14 protein-coding genes are annotated in these 19,810 nt (G+C 65.0%); 8 read left to right on the top strand and 6 right to left on the bottom strand.

Annotated elements, in window-relative coordinates; genetic code table 11:
• The first annotated feature begins 89 nt into the window (after positions 1-89).
• The 3 genes from ISG32_RS07525 (at position 90) to ISG32_RS07535 (ending at position 3,406) form a co-directional block, all read left to right on the top strand.
• Positions 90-1,604 (top strand): 4-hydroxyphenylacetate 3-hydroxylase family protein, encoded by a 1,515-nt coding sequence (locus ISG32_RS07525; protein ID WP_194770368.1) that lies wholly within the window; start codon positions 90-92, stop codon positions 1,602-1,604.
• A 210-nt stretch (positions 1,605-1,814) separates the two neighbouring features.
• Positions 1,815-2,789 (top strand): LysR family transcriptional regulator, encoded by a 975-nt coding sequence (locus ISG32_RS07530; protein ID WP_194770369.1) that lies wholly within the window; start codon positions 1,815-1,817, stop codon positions 2,787-2,789.
• Positions 2,790-2,836: 47 nt separating this feature from the next.
• On the top strand, positions 2,837-3,406 hold the full coding sequence (locus tag ISG32_RS07535) for a queuosine precursor transporter (RefSeq protein WP_407645034.1): 570 nt from the start codon (positions 2,837-2,839) through the stop codon (positions 3,404-3,406).
• A gap of 15 nt (positions 3,407-3,421) precedes the next feature.
• On the opposite strand, the gene ISG32_RS07540 is transcribed toward ISG32_RS07535, so the two are convergent.
• A complete protein-coding gene (locus ISG32_RS07540; protein ID WP_194770370.1) occupies positions 3,422-4,384 on the bottom strand; it encodes an aldo/keto reductase in 963 nt (320 codons plus the stop codon).
• A 73-nt stretch (positions 4,385-4,457) separates the two neighbouring features.
• Here ISG32_RS07540 and ISG32_RS07545 point away from each other — a divergent pair, with 73 nt between their 5' ends.
• The gene (locus ISG32_RS07545) at positions 4,458-5,237 is read left to right on the top strand and encodes a hypothetical protein (RefSeq protein WP_194770371.1); all 780 of its coding nucleotides are present in this window, start codon (positions 4,458-4,460) and stop codon (positions 5,235-5,237) included.
• 70 nt (positions 5,238-5,307) lie between these two features.
• Here the strand turns inward: ISG32_RS07545 and htpX are convergent, their stop codons facing one another.
• The 4 genes from htpX to pyrC all read right to left on the bottom strand — a co-directional run bounded on the left by htpX (position 5,308) and on the right by pyrC (position 9,108).
• On the bottom strand, positions 5,308-6,189 hold the full coding sequence (gene htpX / locus ISG32_RS07550) for a protease HtpX (RefSeq protein ID WP_194770372.1): 882 nt from the start codon (positions 6,187-6,189) through the stop codon (positions 5,308-5,310).
• A gap of 148 nt (positions 6,190-6,337) precedes the next feature.
• Positions 6,338-7,171 carry a DUF3025 domain-containing protein gene (locus ISG32_RS07555; protein ID WP_194770373.1) on the bottom strand — a complete coding sequence of 278 codons (834 nt, stop codon included), beginning with the start codon at positions 7,169-7,171 and terminating at the stop codon, positions 6,338-6,340.
• Complete coding sequence (locus ISG32_RS07560) at positions 7,168-8,025, bottom strand: NYN domain-containing protein (protein ID WP_194770374.1); 858 nt, start codon at positions 8,023-8,025, stop codon at positions 7,168-7,170. The genes ISG32_RS07555 and ISG32_RS07560 overlap by 4 nt, the downstream gene beginning before the upstream one ends.
• Before the next feature lie 30 nt (positions 8,026-8,055).
• Positions 8,056-9,108: a dihydroorotase gene (pyrC, locus tag ISG32_RS07565; protein ID WP_194770375.1), complete on the bottom strand. Its 1,053-nt coding sequence runs from the start codon at positions 9,106-9,108 to the stop codon at positions 8,056-8,058.
• A gap of 381 nt (positions 9,109-9,489) precedes the next feature.
• Between pyrC and ISG32_RS07570 the strand changes: the two genes are divergently transcribed.
• Positions 9,490-9,753: a hypothetical protein gene (locus ISG32_RS07570; RefSeq protein WP_194770376.1), complete on the top strand. Its 264-nt coding sequence runs from the start codon at positions 9,490-9,492 to the stop codon at positions 9,751-9,753.
• A gap of 6 nt (positions 9,754-9,759) precedes the next feature.
• On the opposite strand, the gene uvrA is transcribed toward ISG32_RS07570, so the two are convergent.
• Positions 9,760-15,561, bottom strand: a complete 5,802-nt coding sequence (uvrA, locus tag ISG32_RS07575; RefSeq protein WP_194770377.1) for an excinuclease ABC subunit UvrA — start codon at positions 15,559-15,561, stop codon at positions 9,760-9,762.
• A 341-nt stretch (positions 15,562-15,902) separates the two neighbouring features.
• On the opposite strand from uvrA, the gene ISG32_RS07580 reads away from it, so the two are divergent.
• The 3 genes from ISG32_RS07580 to ISG32_RS07590 all read left to right on the top strand — a co-directional run bounded on the left by ISG32_RS07580 (position 15,903) and on the right by ISG32_RS07590 (position 19,667).
• Positions 15,903-17,024: an ABC transporter substrate-binding protein gene (locus ISG32_RS07580; protein WP_194770378.1), complete on the top strand. Its 1,122-nt coding sequence runs from the start codon at positions 15,903-15,905 to the stop codon at positions 17,022-17,024.
• A 185-nt stretch (positions 17,025-17,209) separates the two neighbouring features.
• Complete coding sequence (locus ISG32_RS07585) at positions 17,210-18,349, top strand: ABC transporter substrate-binding protein (protein ID WP_228529637.1); 1,140 nt, start codon at positions 17,210-17,212, stop codon at positions 18,347-18,349.
• A gap of 181 nt (positions 18,350-18,530) precedes the next feature.
• A complete protein-coding gene (locus ISG32_RS07590; protein ID WP_194770379.1) occupies positions 18,531-19,667 on the top strand; it encodes an ABC transporter substrate-binding protein in 1,137 nt (378 codons plus the stop codon).
• The last annotated feature ends 143 nt before the right edge of the window (positions 19,668-19,810 follow it).

Below are 19,810 nucleotides of genomic sequence, written 5' to 3' on the forward strand. Positions count from 1 at the left end.
CGGCCCTTGCTTGACTGCCCTTGCCTGGGTCGCGCCAGTTTCGCAGAGCGCGGCCCGTCATCGCTTTTTTGCACCACGAGAGGCACGCAGTGATCAGAACAGGAACCCAGTACCGCGACTCGATCCGCGACGGTCGGCGCGTGTGGATGAACGGCGAGCGGGTCAAGGATGTCAGCGTGCATCCGATGTTCAAGCCGCTGGTGGACATCCGCGCGCGCATGTACGACATGCAGCACGAGGCCGCGCTGCGCGACACGCTGACCTACGACGAGGGCGACGGCGAGCGTCACTGCATCGCCCACAAGCTGCCGCTCACGCGCCAGGACTGGTGGGACAAGCGCCGCGCCACCGACCTGCTGCTCGAGGACATCGGCGGCGTGGTCACCCGCGTGGGCGACGAGACGGTCGGCGAATTGTGGTCGCTGTTCGATGGGCAGGATGTGCTGGGCGAGCTCGATCCGCGCTTCTCGGCCAACATCCGCACCCACATCAATCAGGTGGTGCATGGCGACCTTTTCCACGTTTCGGCCAACACCGATCCGCGCGGCAACCGCTCCAAGCCGCCGCAGGCCCAGGACCCCGACGTGCTGCTGCACGTCGTCAAGGAGACCGACGCCGGCGTGATCGTGCGCGGCGCCAAGTACGAGACGGCCGCCGCCTACGCCAATCAGGCCTTCACCAAGCCCGCGCTCGCGCAATGGGGCAACGAGGAGCATTCCGAGTACGCCATCGGCTTCATCTGCGACATGGGCGCACCCAATCTGCGCTTCATCTGCCGCACCGGTTTCGCCACCCGAGCGCCGGCCGAGGACTATCCGCTGTCCAACCGCTTCGACGAGGTGGACTCCATCGTGGTCTTCGACGACGTGCTGATCCCGTGGGAAAACGTGCTCTTCTACCGCCACACCAAGGCGGCCCGCTTCATGCAGAGCACGCTGCACCGCTACTCGGCGTTCGCGTTCGTGCAGCGCAATCTCAAGCTCGCCGACATGCTGATCGGCACGGCGCTGCACAACACGCGCCAGACCGGCGTGGACAAGCTGCAGGCCGTGCAGGACAAGCTCTCGAAACTCGCCTGCTACCGCGAGGGCATCAATGCCCACCTGACCGCCGCCATCGCGCTGGCCGAGCGCAGCCCCGCCGGGCTGATGATGCCCAACCAGTCGCTGCTGTTCACCGGCCGCTCATTCGCGACCAGCCAGCTGCATGAAATGATGAACACGGTGCGTGATCTCTGCGGCGGCCAGATCTGCCTGACGCCCGACTACGCGAGCTTCCGGAACGCCGAGACCGGCCCGTGGCTCGACAAGTTCTACACGCTCAGCCCACAGTGGAAATCCGAGGACCGCCGCAAGCTGCTGGCCTACGCGCGAGATCTGCTCAACTCCGACTACGCGAGCCACCGGCTCACCTTCCAGCTGTTCGCGCAGTCTCCGCCCCATGCGCAGACGGCCGCCGTGCACCAGCACTTCAACTGGGACGAGCCGCTGGATTTCGTCGCCAGATCGGCGGGATTGTCGGATGACGTGAAGGGGATCGACACGCCCGCGGACGGCGACGGTGCGGTCTCGCAGTGGTTCAGGGACCAGATGGACGGAGATTGATTCCGTGAACCCGTGCGTGCTCAATAATGTCGGCCTTCGGGGAAGGACCTATTGCCGTGCCATCCCCACGTTGTTCCACTGTCCCTGTGTCCCCGACCGGCCCATGATTCCAGCTCCCATGCGCACTCCAACGACCCGCCACGCCCCATGTCACGCACGCGAATTTCGCGAGCATGGGACGCGCGCGGGTGCCGACTCAGGCCGCGCACCGTGCTGACGCGACTGACCTTCCGGCAGCTCGAATACTGCGTCGCCGCGGGGGAATTCGGCAGCATCGCGGAGGCCGCCAACCGCATCCATGTCTCGCCTTCGTCGATCTCCTCGGCGATCACGCAGGTCGAGGCGGAACTCAAGGTGCCGCTGTTCGTGCGCCACCATGCGCAGGGACTTTCGGTCACCCCCGCCGGAGCCGAGGTGCTCAAGGAAATCCGCGACCTGCTCGATCAGGCGATGGCGCTCTACGACGTCGCCGGCAGCGCGCAGAACGCGGTGCGCGGCCCCGTGCGCGTGGGCTGCCTCACCACGCTCGCCGCCATGGTCGCTCCCGAACTCTGCCAGGGCTTTGCGCGCGCGCATCCGCAGGCGCGGGTCACGCAGATCGAGGACCATCAGGAAGGCCTGATCAACAAGCTGCGCACCGCGCAGATCGACGTGGCGATCACCTATGACCTGCTGGTCGCCGAGTCGGGCATCTCGTTCGAGCCCCTCGCCTCGCTGCCGCCGCATGTCATCGTCAGCGAGCTCAACCCGCTGGCCAACCACCGGTCGACCACGCTCGAGGAGCTCGCCCAACATCCCATGGTGCTGCTCGACATGCCGCTGAGCCGCGACTACTTTCTGTCGCTGTTCCGCGAGGCCGGCGTCTCACCGCTGATCTCCGCGCGCACCGCCAGCCCCGACGTGGTGCGCTCGCTGGTCGCCAACGATGTGGGCTATTCACTGGTCAACGTGCGCCCGCGCAACCACCATTCGCTCGACGGCAAGAAACTGGTCAATCTGCACCTGAGCGGCAAGCACCGTCCGATGAAGCTGGGCCTCGCCTGGGCCAGCGACCAGAAGCCGAGGCACGTGGTGGAGGCCTTCATGCACCGCTGCCGCAGTTTCATCTCCAATGAATACATTCCCGGCATGGCCGCTCCGGGACGCACCAACCGCCTCGTCAAAGGCCCGGCGGTCGAACCCTGAAACGGCCCGCGCGCACGGCGTTTTCCGATTGGTCGGAAAATACCGGGATGTCCCCGGATTCCCCAGCTCCCCTCCCGCCTTCCAGCACCACGACGTTCGCACGCCCCGGCGCGGCCCGCATGCTCGCGGGCATCGCCGCGATGGCGTTGGTCGTGCTCGCGTCCAACATCCTCGTGCAGTACCCCATCAACGACTGGCTGACCTGGGGCGCGCTGTCGTATCCTGTGGCGTATCTGGTGAGCGATCTGATCAATCGTGGTTATGGTCCCGAACCCGCGCGGCGCGTGGCATGGGTGGGCTTCGCGGTGGCCGTGGTCGCATCCTTGCTGCTGGCCCCGCCGCGCATCGCCATCGCGTCGGGCACGGCCTTCATCCTCTCGCAGCTGTTCGACATCAGCGTATTCCACCGCCTGCGCCAGGGCCGCTGGTGGCGCGCGCCGCTGGTCGCCACCGTGCTCGCGGCGATCCTCGACACCTTCGTTTTCTGGAGCATCGCGTTCGCGGGCGGCAGCGATCCGTGGATCACCTGGGCGCTCGGCGATCTGGGGGTGAAGCTGGTCGTCGGGCTGTGCCTGCTGCTGCCGTTTCGGCTGCTGACCTGGCGCAGCGTCCATTGAACCACCGCATCCGGATCACTCGGCGCTGGCGTTCTCCAGTGTCTTCAGCGCCTCGCCATCCAACTGGAGGCTCGCCGCACGAACGAGCGACCGCAATTGTTCCAGATTGCTCGCGCTTGCAATCGGCGCGGCAATCGCGGAGCGGGTCAGCAGCCAGGCGATCGCGACTTCCCCCGGCTTGGCGTTGACGCTGGACGCCACCCGTTCAAGCGCATCGACGATGCGCAACCCGCGATCATTGAGATACAGCCCCACGGTCTTGGGCCCGCGCGCGCTCTTGCTCACGTCGGCCTGAGTGCGGTACTTGCCGGTGAGGAACCCGGCGGCCAGCGCGTAGAAGTTGATCACCCCGACGCCCTGCTTGTCACACAGCGGCTGCAGCTCCCTCTCGAACACCGCGCGGTCATACAGGTTGTAGAGAGGCTGCAGGCTTTCGTAGCGCGCAAGGCGGTGCTTCTCGCTGCATTCGAGCGCCTCGGCAAGCCGAGCGGCGCTGTAGTTCGACGCGCCCACGGCGCGCACCTTGCCCGCCTCGATCAGCTCGCCGAAGGTGCCCATCACGTCTTCCAGCGGAATCTCCGGATCGTCATCATGCGACTGGTAGAGGTCGATGTAGTCGGTGTTCAGGCGCTTGAGCGAGGCGTCGACCGCCTGCTTGATGTACTTCGGATGCAGGCCCACCTTGCCGTCGCCCATGTCCTTGCCGACCTTGGTCGCCAGCACCAGCTGCCTGCGCCGCGCGGGCGAGCGCTTGAGCCACTTGCCGATCAGCGTCTCCGACTCGCCACCCGTGTGGCCAGGCACCCAGCGCGAATACACGTCGGCCGTGTCGACGAAGTTCATGCCCTCGTCGAGCCACGCGTCGAGCAGCGAAAAGCTGGTGGCCTCGTCCACGGTCCAGCCAAACACGTTGCCGCCGAAGCACAGCGGAGAGACCTGAAGCGGCGAGCGGCCGAGCGGGCGGGTAGGAAACGACATGCGGACTCCTGTGAGGTGCGATGGAATGAAGGTGCGCGAAAGCCGTTTCACGCGGATGCGCTAGTCTATGTCCATGACGAAACGCACACTTGCAGCCCACAGAATCCTCACCATCGCGGTGGGCGGCACGCTCGCCACCACCCTGGCCACGGCTCTCGCGCTCGGCGGCGCTGCCGCAGCCCACGCGGCCGAAGCGCTGAACGCGGCGCAACAGGGCCAGTTCGACGAGATGGAGCGCATCGTCTTTCAGGGCCAGGCGGTACCCCGGGACATCCGTGCGCTGTGCACGCACCAGATCCGGCGCGGCAAGCGCCCCGTGCTGGGCTACGACGTCTACGAAGACCTCAGCGCCTACTGCCTCACGCCCAAGATGGCGAGCGAGCCGCGCTCCACGTCCTACCTGTCGGCTGCGGAACTCAAGGACCCCAGCATCGCCGCCACTGTGAAGGCGACGCATGAAGTGATGTCCTTCATCACCTTCGCGGTGAAGACCGACGACGGCGATTTCATCGGCTACTGGCAATGGCCCAAGGGCACGCCCATCGAGCAGGCGCGCATCGTGCGCTACGACACCGAAGGCCAGTTCAATCTGATGGAGGGCCGCACGATCACCGAGGCCCTGCTCCACGAAATGGCCGATCCGACGACCGACGAATTCAGCGACACGCCCTCCGCCAAGCGCTACGCGCGCGCAAAGAAGGCGCTGGAAAAGCTGGGTGCCGGAACGCTGCCCGCGAGCTTCGAGGCGCTGGACAAGCAGTCCCTTCCCACACCGCAGAAGCGCCCCGACCGATTGCAGGACGAGCTCTACAAGCGCTATCTCGCCACCACCCAACCAGCCTCCCGGAAATGAAAAAACCTGCCGTTTGACGGGCAGGTTTTTTCATTGCGTGAAGGCCTGAGAGCGTGCTTGCGCTCTGAAATCAGCCTTGCTGCGCGTTCTGCAATGCGGCGACGCGCTCTTCAATCGGCGGGTGCGAGCTGAACAGCTTGCCGATGCCGCCGGTGATGCCCATGGCCTGCATGTTCTGCGGCAATGCGCCGGGATGCATGCCCCCGAGGCGGTAGAGCGCGCTGATCATCGGCTGCTTGCGGCCCATGAGCTGCGCGGCACCGGCGTCGGCGCGGAACTCGCGCTGGCGGCTGAACCAGGCGACGATGATCGAGGCCAGCACGCCGAACAGGATGTCGAGCACGACGGTGCTGATCATGTAGCCGATGCCGGGGCCGGAATTCGCGTTGTCGTCATTGCGGCGCAGAAAGCTGTCGACCGCATAGCCGATCACGCGGGACAGGAACACGACGAACGTGTTCATCACGCCCTGGATCAGCGCCATGGTGACCATGTCACCATTGGCCACGTGCGCCACTTCATGGCCGATGACGGCCTCGACCTCTTCGCGCGTCATGCCCTGCAGCAGGCCGGTGGACACCGCCACCAGCGCCGAGTTCTTGAACGCGCCGGTCGCGAACGCATTGGGCTCGCCCTGATAGATGCCGACCTCGGGCATCTGGATGCCGGCCTTGTCCGAGAACTTGCGCACGGTGTCCACGATCCATGCCTCATCGGCATTCTGCGGCTGGTTGATGATCTGCACGCCCATGCTCATCTTGGCCATGGGCTTGCTCATCAGCAGCGAAATGAAGGCGCCGCCCATGCCCATGATGAAGGCGAAACCCAGCAGCGCGCCAAGGTTCAGCCCGTTCGCGGTCAGATAGCGGTTCACGCCAAGCAGGTTGGCGACAATGCCCAACACCACCACAACGGCAATGTTGGTCAACATAAACAAGGCAATGCGTTTCATCGTCAGGTTCTCCACAAAGGGATCACGGAATGCGACTGAAAAAAGTCAGTAAAGGTGGGTGGAAGGATCCGGGCAGTTTCGAAGCCGCCGCTGTCAGACCGACATATGGGGACTTCGCCCTGTTTTTCAACAGGCACTCTCTCGCGGCTTATTGCTGGATATTCTTCTGAAAGCCGCTGCGGAAAACATCAGAGTCATCATAGAAGCAAAAGTTCTCGTTCTCGCTCCACCACCCCGGGACTCCTAGAACTGGCAGGGGATTGAACGGCTTTGTCGCGAACGCCCGCGCTTCGAAATGCCGAGCCATCCAAGCGTCCGCGTCGACGTTCAAGTTGATGTTCAAGTTCAAGTTCAAATTCGTGTCCGCGCCCGGATCCACCCCTCCCTCCGGGAGGAACACATGCGCCGTGATGTTCTTGCGCGGCGAGACGAGCTTTTCGAGCAGCGCATGCCCCACGGGCACCAGCCGCGACTGCCGCCACAGCGGCCGCAGCTCCTCGCCAAGCCTGCGCCACTCGCGGTGCCTGAGCGCCTCCCGCAAAGGCTGCGGAGCGAACAGCAGCGCGCCATTCTCGTCGAACACGGTGATCGCGTCGCGCAGCGGTCCGCGCACTGCGCCGACGCCCTGCGCCGCGATCTCGCGGGCCTGCCATTGGTTGAGCAATCGCTTGGTGCGAGGAAAGTGCAGCCAGATCAGACCGTTGAAAAAATCGTGCAGGCTGTCGCGCGTGGGAATGCGCCGGTTCTCGAAGATGAACCGCTCGTAGGCCATGCCGGGGGGCAGCGCATGTTGATCGACAAATTCAAAATCCGCGCACCGGGATGCGGCGTTGAGCGCCTCGGCCACGCTGGCGCCGCGCAGTATCCGTGCGGCGACCGGCTCGCCGACTTCGCGCAGCTCCGCCAGCCACGGACGTTCCCAGTCGATCTGCGCAAAGGCCTGCGGAAGAACGCTTGCCTGCGCGACATCCACAAGGCTCATGCGCCGGGAACGTCGCTGGCGCGCGCGGCACGCTTGTCGCGCACCGACACGCGCGACGTGCCCTCGTCACGCAGCTCGAAGGCCTGTGTCGCGGCCAGCAGCTTGGTGAGCGAGGCGTAGCCGTAGTTGCGCGAATCGAACGAGGTCTTGTTGCCGATCTGCTGGCCCACGGCGCCGACCCTGGCCCAGCCGGACTCGTCCTGTGACGCCTCCACCGCAAAGCGCAGCAGCGTCATCAGGCGCGTGTCCTGCCGCAGCTGCGGTCCGGGAATGCGCAGACGCTGCTCCGTGGGCGCAGCGGGGGCCGCGGCCGCCGCTGGAGCCGTTGTCGGGACGGCCTTCTCCTGCGCAGAAACGGACTCCGTCGCCGCAGCGGCCTCGGTCGCAGCAATGACATCAACCTCGCTGACCAGCGACTCGAGATACAGAAACCTCGAGCACGCGTTGACGAACGGCTTGGGCGTCTGCTGCGCGCCGAAACCATAGACCGCCGCGCCTTTGGAGCGCAGATGCATGACCAGCGGGGTGAAGTCCGCATCCGACGAAACGATGCCGAACGCGTCGGGCCTGTCGTTGTAGAGCAGGTCCATCGCATCCACCGTCATCGCCATGTCGGTGGCGTTCTTGCGCTTGGAATAGTCGAACTGCTGAATGGGGAGAATCGCGAACTCGAGCAGCCGGTTCTGCCAGCTCGTGAGGCCCGACTTGGTCCAGTTGCCATAGGCGCGCCGCACGTTGATCTCGCCAAGCGTGGACAGCTCGGTGAGGATCTCGTCGATCTTCTCGGCTGGCGCGTTGTCCGCGTCAATCAACAGCGCAATGCGCAGCTGGCGTTCGGCAATGGAGGATGGCATGGCGGGACTCCCCGGAGGTTGACGATCAGATCAGGCGACCAGCTTCCACGGCAGCGCTTCGCCGGCGCGCAGTGGCTTGAGTTCGGCCTCGCCAAAGGCGAAGCTCGCGGGCGGCGTCCACGACTCGCGGCGCAGGGTGACGGTGCCCTGGTTGCGCGGCAGGCTGTAGAAGTCCGGGCCGTTGAAGCTCGCGAAGGCTTCGAGCTTGTCGAGCGCACCCGCGTTGTCGAAGGCCTCGGCATACATCTCGATGGCCGCATGGGCCGTGTAGCAGCCGGCGCAGCCCGTGGCGTGTTCCTTGAGGTGCGCAGGGTGCGGCGCGCTGTCGGTGCCGAGGAAGAACTTGTCGCTGCCGCTGGTCGCCGCCTCGACCAGCGCGAGGCGGTGCGTCTCGCGCTTGAGCACGGGCAGGCAGTAGTAGTGCGGACGGATGCCGCCGGTGAAGATCGCGTTGCGGTTGTAGAGCAAATGGTGCGCGGTGATCGTGGCGGCGGTGTACTTGTCGGCCGACTTCACGTACTCGGCCGCATCCTTGGTGGTGATATGCTCGAAGACGATCTTCAGTTCAGGAAAATCACGGCGCAGCGGAATCAGCTGCTGGTCGATGAAGACGGCTTCGCGGTCGAACAGATCGATGTCGCTGCTCGTCACCTCGCCATGCACCAGCAGCAGAATGCCCGCCTTCTGCATGGCCTCAAGCGTCTTGTAGGTCTTGCGCATGTCGGTCACGCCCGCGTCGCTGTTGGTCGTGGCGCCGGCGGGATAGAGCTTGAGCGCGACCACGCCCGCGTCCTTGGCGCGCGCGATCTCTTCGGGCGCGAGATTGTCCGTCAGGTACAGCGACATCAGCGGCTCGAACGCCGCGCCCTCGGGCACCGCGGCGAGAATGCGCTGCTTGTAGGCCAGCGCCTGCTCGGCCGTGGTCACGGGCGGACGCAGGTTGGGCATGATCAGCGCGCGGCCGAACTGCGCGGCGGTGTGCGGCACCACGGTGCGCAGCGGTTCGCCGTCGCGCACATGCAGATGCCAGTCGTCCGGGCGGGTGATCGTGAGGGTGTCGAGGGTATTGGAGGCAGCGTTCATGCCGCCATTTTCGCATTGCATCGGGCCAGCACGCACCATGGCCCCGTGGCGGTGCCCATTCGCCGTCACTCTCCAAAAAAAAGCCCCGGCCATATCGCTATGGCCGGGGAGCAAGTCCCCACAAAGGGGGCGAGGGGTTCCTACGATCGGTGACGACCACGGGGGTCGCTTGCCATTGATTCTGCTTGAACCGCTTCCAGCCGCTGTAGGCCGAATGCTCGAAACGAAGCAGGAAGTTAGTTAAAAGCAATCAATGAATCACTTCGATACCAATATACAGATAATTCGTGAAATCTGTCACCAGACGTCCGTGACACTCACAACTTTTCTCATTGAGTTGACAAAAGTTAACACCCGCTATCGTGCAATCGATGAGCTGGCATGGCAGTGGTCAGTCAAGGAATTTTCCGCCGTTGGGTCAGGCCGTCCTCCTTGCTGCCAATGACTGCCCAAGGAAACGTGCCAAGCACGGGAATCACCCGCGCGAAGACGATGCGGCGCCTGGGACGAATCGCCGCCGAAGGCATGGCGCAGTTCAATCTTGCGAGCGTGTTTGCGATCTCAGCACCAAACCAGAGCAGAGGGCCGAAAAGCAAGAAATCCCGAGAGGCCGGAGCCACTCGGGATTCTTTCAACTTCGGCTGAAGTGGGTCAGCGCCTGAGAACGGGCTCGAGAGCCTTGCCGGTGTGGGTGCCTATGCGCACCAGTTCTTCGGGCGTGGCGGCGGCAACGATCAGCCCGCCGTCCTTGCCCCCCTCCGGCCCCAGATCGACGATCCAGTCCGCTTCGGCGATCACGTCGAGATCATGCTCGATCACCACCACGCTGTGACCACCGTTGACCAGTCGGTGCAGCACGCGGATGAGCTTGTGCACGTCGGCCATGTGCAGACCCACGGTGGGCTCGTCGAGCACATACAGCGTGTGCGGCGCCTTCTGCCCGCGGCGGCCGACGTCGTCGCGCACCTTGGTGAGCTCGGTGACGAGCTTGATGCGCTGCGCTTCGCCGCCCGAGAGCGTGGGCGACGGCTGGCCGAGCGTGAGATAGCCGAGCCCCACGTCCTTGAGCAGCTGCAGCGGATGCGCGATGCTCGGCATGCTCGCGAAGAATTCGACAGCCTCGTCGACCTCCATCTGCAGCACGTCGCCGATGCTCTTGCCGCGCCAGGTCACGGCGAGCGTTTCCGGGTTGAAGCGCGCGCCTCTGCAGACCTCGCACGGCACCTTCACGTCGGGCAGAAAGCTCATCTCGATGGTGCGCACGCCCTGCCCTTCACACGCGGGGCAGCGGCCCTCGCCGGTGTTGAACGAGAAGCGGCCCGGCGCATAGCCGCGCGCCTTGGCTTCGAGCGTTTCGGCGAAGAGCTTGCGGATGGTGTCCCAGAAGCCGATGTAGGTCGCGGGACAGGAGCGCGGCGTCTTGCCGATGGGGGTCTGGTCGACCTCGAGCACGCGGTCGATCGTCTCGAAACCCGACAGCCCCTTGCAGCCAACGAGCGCGGGCGACTTGCCCGCATCCATCGCGTCGCGCCCCGCCTTGGTCGAACGCTGGCTGACCCATGCCGCCACGTTGGTGAGCAGCACGTCGCGCGCGAGCGTGGACTTGCCCGAGCCGCTCACGCCGGTCACCGCGACCAAGCGGTTCAGCGGCACGCTGGCGGTCACGTCGCGCAGGTTGTGCATCTCCGCGTTGTGCACGGTGAGCCAGTGCTCGGGCACGCGCGCGTCCTTCTTCGATGCATCGACCACGTCGCGCCGCGCCTGCAGCGGATGCTTCATCGCGTGCAGCAGGTACTTGCCGGTCTGCGAATCCTCGGCGGCCTCGATGTCGGCGACCGAGCCCTGCGCGACCAGTCGACCGCCGCGCTTGCCCGCGCTCGGGCCGATGTCGATGATGTGATCGGCGCGGCGGATCGTGTCCTCGTCGTGCTCCACCACCACCAGCGTGTTGCCCTTGTCGCCAAGCTTGTGCAGCGCGTTCAACAGGATCCGGTTGTCGCGCGCATGCAGGCCGATCGTCGGCTCGTCGAGCACGTAGCAGACGCCCTGCAGATTGCTGCCCAGCTGCGCGGCGAGACGAATGCGCTGCGCCTCGCCACCGCTCAGCGTCGGCGCGCCGCGGTCCAGCGTGAGGTACGACAGCCCCACTTCCTCGAGGAATTCGAGGCGGCTCTGGATCTCTGGAATCAGATCGCGCGCGATCTCGGATTCGCGGCCCGTCAGATCCAGCCCCTTTATCCACTCGCGCACCTCGGACACCGACAGCCGCGCCACATCGGTGATCGGCGTGTCGGCAAACAGCACGGCGCGCGCGATGCGGTTCAGTCGCGTGCCTTCGCAGCCGGGGCAGACGGCATCGGTCACGTCATCCGCATCAGGCTCCTCGAAGGTCTGCTCGCGCCCCCGGTTGTCCTCGCCCTGCACGGAGTCGTCAAAGACTTTGCGCTGATCCTTGGTCAGCTTGACGCCCGTGCCCACGCAATCGGGGCACCAGCCGTGCTTGCTGTTGTAGGAGAACAGGCGCGGGTCGAGCTCCGCATAGCTGGTCGCGCACACGGGACAGGCGCGCTTGGTGGAAAACGCCTGCAGCCTGCCGATGTGCGCCGTGGGCTCGCCGAGCTTGAGCGCGCTTTCCAGCCCGTCGAGTTCGCTGAGCACATGCACGACACCCTTGCCATGTTCGAGCGCCTGCTTGAGTGCATCGCGCAGCGCGCCTTCGTGCTGCGGCGACACGGTGATGCTCGCCACCGGCAGCTCGATCGTGTGTTCCTTGAAGCGGTCGATGCGCGGAAAGCCCGTCGTCGGCAGAAAGTTGCCATCGACACGCAGATGCGTGAAACCGCGTGGTCGCGCCCAGTCGGCCAGCTCGGTGTAGACGCCCTTGCGGTTCATCACCAGCGGCGCCATCAGGCCGATGTGCTGCCCCTTGAAGTTCGTGAGCAACTGCGCCGCGATGCTGTCCGCCGTCTGCGGCTGCACGGCCGCGCCGTCCTTGGTGCAGTGCTGCACGCCGAGCTTCACATACAGAAGACGCAGAAAATGCCAGACCTCGGTCGTCGTGCCGACGGTGGACTTGCGACCGCCGCGCGACAGGCGCTGCTCGATGGCGACGGTCGGCGGAATGCCGTAGACCGCATCCACCTCGGGGCGCCCCGCAGGCTGCACGATGCTGCGCGCGTAGGCGTTCAGCGATTCGAGATAGCGGCGCTGGCCTTCGTTGAACAAGATGTCGAACGCGAGCGTGGACTTGCCCGAGCCGGACACGCCCGTCACCACGTTGAACTTGCCGCGCGGGATGTCCACGCTCAGCTGCTTGAGGTTGTGCTCCTTGGCGTTGACGATCTCGATGGCGTTCTTCGCGGCGGCCTTGTCGCCTTCGAGCGCACGCTTTTCACGACGCAGCGCAGCCTGCTTCTCGTGCACCGAATGACCGCTCTCTCCCAGCGATTCCTCGTATTCGCGAAGCGCCTGCGCGGTGTGCGACTTCATGTCGTGGCGCAGCGTTTCCGGCGCACCTTGCGCGACGAGCAGACCACCCGCATCGCCGCCCTCGGGGCCGAGATCGACGATCCAGTCGCTCGCGCGGATCACATCGAGGTTGTGCTCGATGATGATGAGCGAATGCCCCGCATCGAGCAGCTTGCGCAGCGCGCGCATGAGCTTGGCGATGTCGTCGAAATGCAGGCCCGTCGTGGGCTCGTCGAACAGGAACAGCGTGCCCTTCTTCGCGAGCGGCTGCTTGCTCGCGCTGCCGCTCTTGGCGGCCTCGGCGAGAAAGCCCGCGAGCTTCAGGCGCTGCGCCTCGCCGCCCGAGAGCGTCGGCACGGGTTGGCCAAGCTTCACGTATTCCAGCCCCACATCGACGATGGGCTGCAGCGCGCGGATCACCTCGCGGTCCTTCGCGAACGCTGCGGCGGCTTCGCTCACCGTGAGTTCGAGCACATCGGCGACGCTGAGCATGCGGCCCGCGCGCTCGATCTTCACCTCCAGAATTTCGGGACGATATCGGCGACCGTCGCAATCGGGACAGCGCAGGTACACGTCCGACAGGAACTGCATCTCCACATGCTCGAAGCCCGATCCGCCGCAGGTCGGGCAACGCCCGTCGCCCGCGTTGAAGCTGAACTTCGCGGCCGTGTAGCCACGCTCGCGCGACAGCGGCGCGGTGGAGAAAATCTCGCGGATCGAGTCCCATGCGCCTACGTAGCTCACCGGGTTGGAACGCGCGGTCTTGCCGATGGGCGACTGGTCGACGAACACCACGTCGGAGAGATGGTCCGCACCGAGCAGGCGCTCGTGTGCGCCCGGCGCTTCCGTCGCCTTGCCGAACTGGCGCAGCAGCGCGGGCGCGAGCACGTCCTGGATCAGCGTGGACTTGCCAGAGCCCGACACGCCGGTCACGGTGACGAGGCGCTGCAGCGGGAACTCCACCGTCACGTCCTTGAGGTTGTGCTCGCGCGCGCCTTCCAGGATCAGGCGCGGCGTGGCGTCGGTCACGAGGCGCTTGATGCCCGAGCTGATGGTCTTGCGGCCGCCCAGATACACGCCGGTCAGCGTGTCCGCCTTCCGCAGTGCTCCGACCGTGCCATCAAACACGATCTCGCCGCCGCGCTCGCCGGGCGCGGGGCCCATGTCGATCACGCGGTCGGCTGCCAGCATGACGGCCGGGTCGTGCTCCACCACCACCAGCGTGTTGCCCGCATCGCGCAGACGCAGCATGGCCTCGGTGATGCGGTGCATGTCACGCGGGTGCAGGCCGATGCTGGGCTCGTCGAGCACGAACAGCGTGTTGACCAGCGATGTGCCGAGCGCCGTCGTCAGGTTGATGCGCTGCACCTCGCCGCCCGAGAGCGTGCGGCTCTGGCGGTCCAGCGTGAGGTAGCCAATGCCCACATCGCAGAGGTACTTGAGGCGCGTGGAGATCTCTTCGTGCAGCAGCCGCAGCGCCTGCGCTTCGCCGCTGTCCACCTCGATGGCGCTGTGGTCGGGCAAGTCGCCCTGCTGCACTTCGCCGTCCTTGGCCCAGCCGACGATGCGGTGCGACGCGCTCGCGCCGATGCGGTCAAAGAAGATGCGCAGCCGCTCGATGGGCAGCAGCATCAGGTCGTGCAGGCACAGGCCCGGCAGCGCTTCGAGCTGCTCGCGCGTCCAGTCCACGCCCTGCGGCATGAAGCGTTTCTCCGGCGCGAGCACCGCGTCCGCATCGTCCTTGCTGCCGATGCGCCACTGCAGGCTCTCGGTCTTGAGGCGCGCGCCCGCGCAGACCGGGCACGGCGTGTAGCTGCGGTACTTGGAGAGCAGCACGCGGATGTGCATCTTGTAGGCCTTGCTCTCGAGGTACTCGAAGAAGCGGCGGATGCCGTACCACTGCTTGTTCCAGTTGCCTTCCTTGTAGCCCGGCGTGCCGTCGATGACCCATTTTTTCTGTTCGGCCGTGAGCTTGTACCAGGCCGTGTCACGCGGAATGCCCGCCGCCTCGGCATGGCGCATCAGATCGTCCTGCGCCTCTTTCCATGCAGGCGTCTGGATGGTCTTGATCGCGCCGGCGCGCAGCGTGAGTTTTTCGTTGGGAATCACCAGGCCGTAATCAACCCCGATCACGCGGCCAAAACCACGGCAGGTGTCGCACGCGCCCACCGCCGAGTTGAACGAGAAGGCCGACGGAATCGGCTCGCTGTAGCGCAGGTCGCTGTCCGGACAATGCAGGCCAGTGGAGAAGCGCCACAGATCGGGCTCACCGTCATCGTTCAGCTTGTAGACGATGAGCTTGCCGCTGCCGCGCTTCAGGCCCACCTCGATGGCCTCGATCACGCGTGCGCGCTCGGCGTTGCCGAGGCGGAAGCGGTCGGCCACCACGTCGAGCAGCTTGCGCGGCCCGGTGGGCGTGGCCACTTCGCGCTCGGCCTGCACCTTGGTGAAGCCGCTCGCGGACAGCCACTGCTCGACCTGCTCGGCCGACGTGCCCGCCGGCAGTTCCACCGGGAAGGTGATGACGATGCGCGGATCACCCTCGGCTTCGCAGCGCGACTTCAACTCGGCATAGATCGAATCGGGCGAATCGTGGCGAACGGGCTGCGCGGTCACGCGGTCAAACAACTGGCCCGCGCGCGCGAACATCAGTTTGAGGTGATCGTTGATCTCCGTCATCGTGCCCACGGTGGAGCGCGACGAGCGCACGGGGTTGGTCTGGTCGATGGCGATGGCCGGAGGAACGCCCTCCACCTTGTCCACGGCCGGCTTGTCCATGCGGTCCAGAAACTGGCGCGCGTAGGCGCTGAAGGTTTCGACGTAGCGACGCTGGCCTTCGGCATACAGCGTGTCGAACACCAGACTCGACTTGCCCGAACCGCTCGGGCCCGTGACAACGGTCAATTCACCGGTCTGGATATCTACATCGAGGTTCTTGAGGTTGTGCTGTCTGGCTCCGTGGATACGGATCAATCCCTGTGTCATGAGCGCCATCTCTCCTAGCTGAGGCGGAACATTCTAGGCGGCGCGCTTGACCCATGCCGTCGCGGGTCATTGCCATCACTGTCCACCAGAACCCCGCGCCCACCCCCGGTCGCCCATCTCATTGACGCAAAGCAAAGTAAGCGACTACCCCGGCAAATACTACTTGTCACAAAGTTTGCAATCATGAATAGTTTCACGAAACATATTAAAGACTCGCAATGGCGCGCGGATTCAACGCGCCGCCCGTAGCACCTTGCAGGTGCTACGCATTGCCTGTCGAGGATCCACTCCAAGGGTCCGAAATACCAATCCAGGATTTTCAAACTCAGGAGACTCAAAGCATGAGGGGCTGGCACAAGGCTGCAGCATGGGCTGCAATCACCTTCGGGATGGGAATGGGGGCAAGCGCCGCGCAGGCGCAGATCATGATCGGCCAGACAGCCGGTTTCAGCGGCGTCGTGGCCGCAGGCGTGCAGGAAACGACGGAGGGTGCCAAGCTGTATCTGGATGCCGTCAACGCGCGCGGCGGCGTGAACGGACAGAAGATCGAACTGGTGTCGCTCGACGACAAGTTCGATCCCAAACTCGCGGGCGAGAACGCGCGCAAGCTCATCGAGGAACAGAACGTCACCGCCATGTTCCTCACGCGCGGCACGCCGCACAACGAGGCCATCGTGCCGCATCTGAACAAGCATGGCGTGGCGCTGATCGCCCCATCCACCGGCGCGATGGTGCTGCACAAGCCGCTGCAGAAGAACGTCTACAACGTGCGCGCCACCTACCAGCGCGAGGCCGAGAAGGCCATCACGCACCTGGCCTCGCTCGGCATCAACCGCATCGCCGTGGTGCTGGCGGACGACAGCTTCGGCGCCGATGGTCTGGTCGGCGCCCAGCGCGGTTTCGAGCTCTCGAAGATGCAGCCGGTCGTGCTCGAAAAGGTGAACCGCGCCAAGCCCGACTTCGGCCCGGTAACCGCCAAGATCGCGCAGGCCAACGCCCAGGCCGTGCTGATCCTGGCATCGGGCAACACCGTGGTGGACGGCTACAACGCCTACCGCAAGGCCGGCTCGGGCGCGCAGCTCGTGACGCTGTCGAACAACGCGTCGGCGGGTTTCGTGAAGAGCCTCGGCGAGAGCGCGCGCGGCGTGATCGTCACCCAGGTGTTCCCGAGCGAGCGCGCCGGCAACTCGCCCTTGGTGCGCGAGGCGCTGGAGCATGCCAAGGCGAAGGGCAAGGACGTGAGCCCCGCGATGCTCGAAGGCTACGCGGCCGCCAAGGTGCTGGTCGAGGCCCTGCGCCGCGCGGGTCCCAAGCCCACGCGCGACAAGGTCGGCCCGGCGCTCGAATCGATGCAGAAATTCGACATCGGCGGGCTAGAGATCAGCTACTCCCCGGACGACCACACGGGCCTGGATTTCGCCGACCTGTCCATCGTGGGCACGGACGGGAAATTCCGCCGTTGATATTCAAAACGCCCATGCAATGACAGCCCATGTGTGCAAGAGCACACATATGTGTCAATAAGTGTTTTCATATCAATAGATGATTCCAAGGTTACCGTTTTGTTCGAAACGGATCGCTGAATAATCAACCCCCTTGAGGCCGCGCTCACTTACACGACGCGGCCCAATCAACAAGGGGTTGTCTCATGATTCACATCAAGCGCCGGTATGCCATGGTCGCGGCGGCGACCAGTCTTTTGTTGTCCGCCCTGCCCTGCGCCGCGCAGGCCCAGCAACAACAGATACTGATCGGCCAGACCGTTGGCGTGACCGGCTCCGCAGCCGCGACCGTCAAGGAATCCATGCAGGGTGCAGCGCTGTATTTCCAGCATGTCAATGCGCAAGGCGGCATCGCCGGCAGGAAGATCGAAGTCATCACGCTCGATGACAAGTTCGACCCCAAGCTCACCCTCGAGAATGCGCGCACGTTGATCGAGGAAAAGCAGGTCACCGCGCTCTTCATGCCGCGCGGCACGCCCCACACGCAGGACCTGATTCCGCTGCTCGACAAGCACGGCGTGCCTCTGGTCGGCCCGTCCACCGGCGCAATGAGCTTGCACCAACCGGTGCCCAAAAACATCTTCCACGTGCGCGCAACCTACCAGCGCGAAGTGGAAATGGCGATCGACCACATGGTGAGCCAGGGCCAGTCGCGCTTTGCCGTGCTGCATGTGGATGACGCCTTCGGGCAGGACGGCCTCGCGGGCGCCAAGAAGGGCTTCGCGACGCACAAGCTGGAGCCGACCGCCATCGAGACCTTCAACCGCAGCAAACCCGACTTCTCCGCCAGTGCGCCACGCATTCTCGCGAGCAAGGCACAGGTGACCTTTGTCATCGGCACGGGCTCCGCAGTCGTCGACGGCATCGTCGCCCTGCGCAACGCGGGCTACGGCGGCCAGATCATCACGCTGTCCAACAACGCCTCCGGCGGCTTCGTGAAGGCGCTGGGCGACAAGGCGCGCGGCATCATCGTCACGCAGGTGTTCCCGTCCGAGCGCTCCATGGCATATCCGCTGATCCAGGAACTGCAGCGCGTGGCCAAATCCCAGGGCGTGACGGAAACGTCGCCCGCCATGGTCGAGGGCTTTGCGAGCGCGAAGGTGCTCGTGGAAGGTCTGCGCCGCGCCGCGCCCAACATCGACCGTGCCCGGCTGCACGGGGCGCTGGAGAGCATGAGCAAGTACGACATCGGCGGACTCGAACTCTCCTACGGCCCGAGCGACCACACGGGGATGAACTTCGCCGACCTGTCCATCATCGGCACGGATGGCAAGTTCCGGCGCTGACGGCTTTCGCGCTCCTCCATGCGCCTGGCAGGGCACGCGTCGCCTGCGGCTGAATGCTCGGAAACCCCACGTCCGTTTTGACGATACGTACGTGTTGCGCGGACCGCAATAATCGCGGCGGGTCGCATTCATACGCATCACACAACTCAAGCGACCCACTTCAAACAAGAGGGGACGCCACATGAATCGCTGCAGACGCCTGTCCGCCATGGTTGCCGCCATGGCCGCAGGCTTTTTTCTCGCGGGTGCGCCCGCGGTCACGCAAGCCCAGAACATCCGCATAGGACAGACCACCGGCATCACCGGCCCGGCCGCCGCCACGGTGAAGGAGTCGATGCAAGGCGCAGCGCTGTACTTCAATCAGGTCAATGCGCAGGGCGGCGTGGCGGGCCGCAAGATCGAGTTGATCACGCTGGACGACAGGTTCGATCCCGCGCAGACGCTCGAAAATGCCTACGTGCTCATTGAAGAGAAGAAAGTGGTGGCGCTGTTCATGCCCACCGGCACGCCCAACACCCAGCAACTGGTCCCGACGCTCGACAAATTCAGCGTCCCGCTGGTCGGCCCCACATCGGGCGCGATGGTGCTGCACCGGCCGGTGGCAACCAACCTCTTTCACGTGCGAGCGCCCTATCAGCGCGAGGTGGAAATGGCCATCGGCCATCTGGTGCGTCAGGGCTCGACCCGCATCGGCGTGCTGTATGTTGACGACACCTCGGGCGACGACGGCCTTGCGGGCGCGATGAAGGGGTTCAAGCAGAACCAGATCGAGCCGCTGTTCCTCGAAACCTTCGACCGCAACAAGCCCGACTTCTCCGCCAGTGCCCCGCGCATTCTCGCCAAACAGCCGCAGGCGGTCATCGTCATCGGCTCGGGCTCGCCCGCAGTGGAAGCCATCCTCGCGCTGCGCAAGACAGGCTACGGCAGCCACATCATCACGCAGTCGAACAACGCCTCCGCCGGCTTCATCAAGGCACTCGGCGACAAGGCGCGCGGCATCATCGTCACGCAGGTGTTCCCATCCGAACGCTCCACGGGCAAGCCACTGATCCAGGCGCTGCAACTCTCGGCCCGCGCACAGGGCATCACCAGCATCTCTCCGGCAATGGTGGAAGGCTACGCCAGCGCCAAGGTGCTGGTCGAGGGCCTGCGCCGCGCAGCGCCGAACATCGACCGCACCAGCCTGCACGACGCGCTGGAAAGCATCCGCCAATACGACCTCGGCGGCATGGAACTCAATTACAGCAGCACCAACCATTCAGGGCTGGAATACACCGAACTGTCCATCATCGGCCCGGACGGAAGGTTCCAGCGCTGAGGGCGCAAACACGCTCTGAGCGTCACCGTTGCCTGCGGCATCTGTGCGGCAAGGCTGTGCAACAAGGCGTGAGGGGCTGCGTTGCCCCTGCGAAACGCCCCCCGTCAAAGCCGGGGGCTTCGTCAAAACAAACTCATGCAAAA

It is taken from the genome of Diaphorobacter caeni, from assembly GCF_015354245.1.
Taxonomy (GTDB): domain Bacteria; phylum Pseudomonadota; class Gammaproteobacteria; order Burkholderiales; family Burkholderiaceae_C; genus Diaphorobacter_A; species Diaphorobacter_A caeni.

What these genes read in the sequence shown, in the direction of transcription:
- ISG32_RS07535 (WP_407645034.1), top strand. Translation starts at nt 2,837, where the DNA reads ATGTCCCCGGATTCCCCAGCTCCCCTCCCGCCTTCCAGCACCACGACG.
- ISG32_RS07580 (WP_194770378.1), top strand. Translation starts at nt 15,903, where the DNA reads ATGAGGGGCTGGCACAAGGCTGCAGCATGGGCTGCAATCACCTTCGGG.
- ISG32_RS07545 (WP_194770371.1), top strand. Translation starts at nt 4,458, where the DNA reads ATGACGAAACGCACACTTGCAGCCCACAGAATCCTCACCATCGCGGTG.
- ISG32_RS07585 (WP_228529637.1), top strand. Translation starts at nt 17,210, where the DNA reads ATGATTCACATCAAGCGCCGGTATGCCATGGTCGCGGCGGCGACCAGT.
- ISG32_RS07570 (WP_194770376.1), top strand. Translation starts at nt 9,490, where the DNA reads ATGGCAGTGGTCAGTCAAGGAATTTTCCGCCGTTGGGTCAGGCCGTCC.
- ISG32_RS07560 (WP_194770374.1), bottom strand. Translation starts at nt 8,025, where the DNA reads ATGCCATCCTCCATTGCCGAACGCCAGCTGCGCATTGCGCTGTTGATT.
- uvrA (WP_194770377.1), bottom strand. Translation starts at nt 15,561, where the DNA reads ATGACACAGGGATTGATCCGTATCCACGGAGCCAGACAGCACAACCTC.
- pyrC (WP_194770375.1), bottom strand. Translation starts at nt 9,108, where the DNA reads ATGAACGCTGCCTCCAATACCCTCGACACCCTCACGATCACCCGCCCG.
- ISG32_RS07555 (WP_194770373.1), bottom strand. Translation starts at nt 7,171, where the DNA reads ATGAGCCTTGTGGATGTCGCGCAGGCAAGCGTTCTTCCGCAGGCCTTT.
- htpX (WP_194770372.1), bottom strand. Translation starts at nt 6,189, where the DNA reads ATGAAACGCATTGCCTTGTTTATGTTGACCAACATTGCCGTTGTGGTG.
- ISG32_RS07590 (WP_194770379.1), top strand. Translation starts at nt 18,531, where the DNA reads ATGAATCGCTGCAGACGCCTGTCCGCCATGGTTGCCGCCATGGCCGCA.
- ISG32_RS07540 (WP_194770370.1), bottom strand. Translation starts at nt 4,384, where the DNA reads ATGTCGTTTCCTACCCGCCCGCTCGGCCGCTCGCCGCTTCAGGTCTCT.